The organism is Priestia sp. P5_B4 (genome assembly GCF_056400385.1).
This window is the reverse complement of sequence record NZ_JBFULJ010000940.1, coordinates 1-1,428: the sequence shown is the minus strand read 5'-3', so window position 1 is coordinate 1,428 and position 1,428 is coordinate 1. Positions and strand designations below refer to the sequence as shown.

Annotated in this window: 2 protein-coding genes and 1 pseudogene; 2 read left to right on the top strand and 1 reads right to left on the bottom strand. The window is 33.8% G+C overall.

The window, feature by feature from the left end; all coding sequences use genetic code 11:
- Nucleotides 1–279 precede the first annotated feature (279 nt).
- Nucleotides 280–483, top strand: coding sequence for a cold-shock protein (locus tag AC1DRF_RS27690; protein ID WP_477742266.1), 204 nt, complete (start codon nucleotides 280–282; stop codon nucleotides 481–483).
- 283 nt (nucleotides 484–766) lie between these two features.
- On the opposite strand, the pseudogene AC1DRF_RS27685 reads toward AC1DRF_RS27690, so the two are convergent.
- Nucleotides 767–970 (bottom strand): annotated as a pseudogene (locus AC1DRF_RS27685) (cold-inducible protein YdjO-related protein).
- Between the two features lie 285 nt (nucleotides 971–1,255).
- Here AC1DRF_RS27685 and AC1DRF_RS27680 point away from each other — a divergent pair.
- The coding region (locus AC1DRF_RS27680; protein ID WP_477742267.1) for a DEAD/DEAH box helicase at nucleotides 1,256–1,428 on the top strand (173 nt) is incomplete at its 3' end.

Here is a 1,428-nt window from a genome sequence, read left to right as displayed (position 1 = left end):
TTTGTATGTAAGCTACATATGTGGAAAGTCAATTGAATTTATGTACTCCTAGTAGATCTTAAATTAATCTTTTTACAATAGGATTTCACGCTTGAAAGGGTCATTTTTCCTGTATTTGCTATMTTCGGTTYTRTRTGTTACGMTTARGTTAATTATTTTTGTTCGGTGTARGATTRAGAGAAGAGAAATCTCTTCCATAGAAWTTTTYATCTTAAGATAGTATGGTTGGACAAGGGTAGTAATAYAAGYGTGGAGTATTCYACACYAGGAGGCAMTATTATGGAACAAGGTACAGTRAAATGGTTTAATGCAGACAAAGGCTTCGGYTTTATCGAAATYGAAGGCGGAGACGATGTATTCGTACATTTCAGCTCTATTCAARGTGAAGGCTTTAAATCKTTAGACGAAGGTCAAAAAGTRACGTTTGATATCGAACAAGGCCAACGTGGAGCACAAGCTGCTAACGTTCATAAAGTAGCATAATCAAAATGAGTAAAAAAGACTCCACCTTGGAGTCTTTTTTTACTTTTGATTCCATTAGCTAGCAAAAAACATATTATATCTACTTTTAAAATCTAGATATAATGGAAAAATAAGGGTTTTATGTCTGATTTCTAGATAAAATGAACGGTACAAGGTATGGACTAGCTATACCATATATCAGAAATATAAAGCAAATATGGCATATGTCTTTGGTAAGAAGTTTGATTTCAGTTAAAGAAGTGCCAGAAGTTTTTTAGGGATTTATCCAAAAGGCAGCCATAAATTATTTTTGATGGGGATTAGGTGACGCATCTAAAAGCCGTTTTTCAGCTCTCATTTTATGGCCACACAAAGGACACTTTTGATAATTTTCATAAGAGAAGTTTTTTCTCATCCAGCCATTACACTCTTCTGATTCACATTCTCAAATCTCTATTCGTTCTTTAGGTAAGGGCTCTTGATTTTTCTTCCTATGGTTATAATACATACCTACATCATCCCTCCTCCTAAATAGTATACCTTTTTATAAAGAAATAGTAGGAACCATATCTTTCTAAATTAAATCACTCTATATAGGTATGATAAGAATTTATAAATACACGTAAGCGTGGATAAAATAAGGCATGAATTCAACTTGTACAAATCTGTTAGAACAAGATGTTCGTTGATAGTAACATTGATTTACACTACGCAGGAATGAATAAGCAACATCTCTGTTTGAAGAGTACTTTTCTCATTTCTGAATTTAAGCAAGAAAAGGAGCACAAAACAATTGAAAAATTTTTCTGATTTTCACTTAAGCAAGGACATTGAAAAGGCCATTCATAACTTGGGTTTTGAAGAGGCTACGCCGATTCAGGCTGAAGCTATTCCGATAGCTATGACGGGTAAAGATCTAATTGGACAAGCTCAAACCGGTACTGGAAAGACAACAGCTTTTGGCAT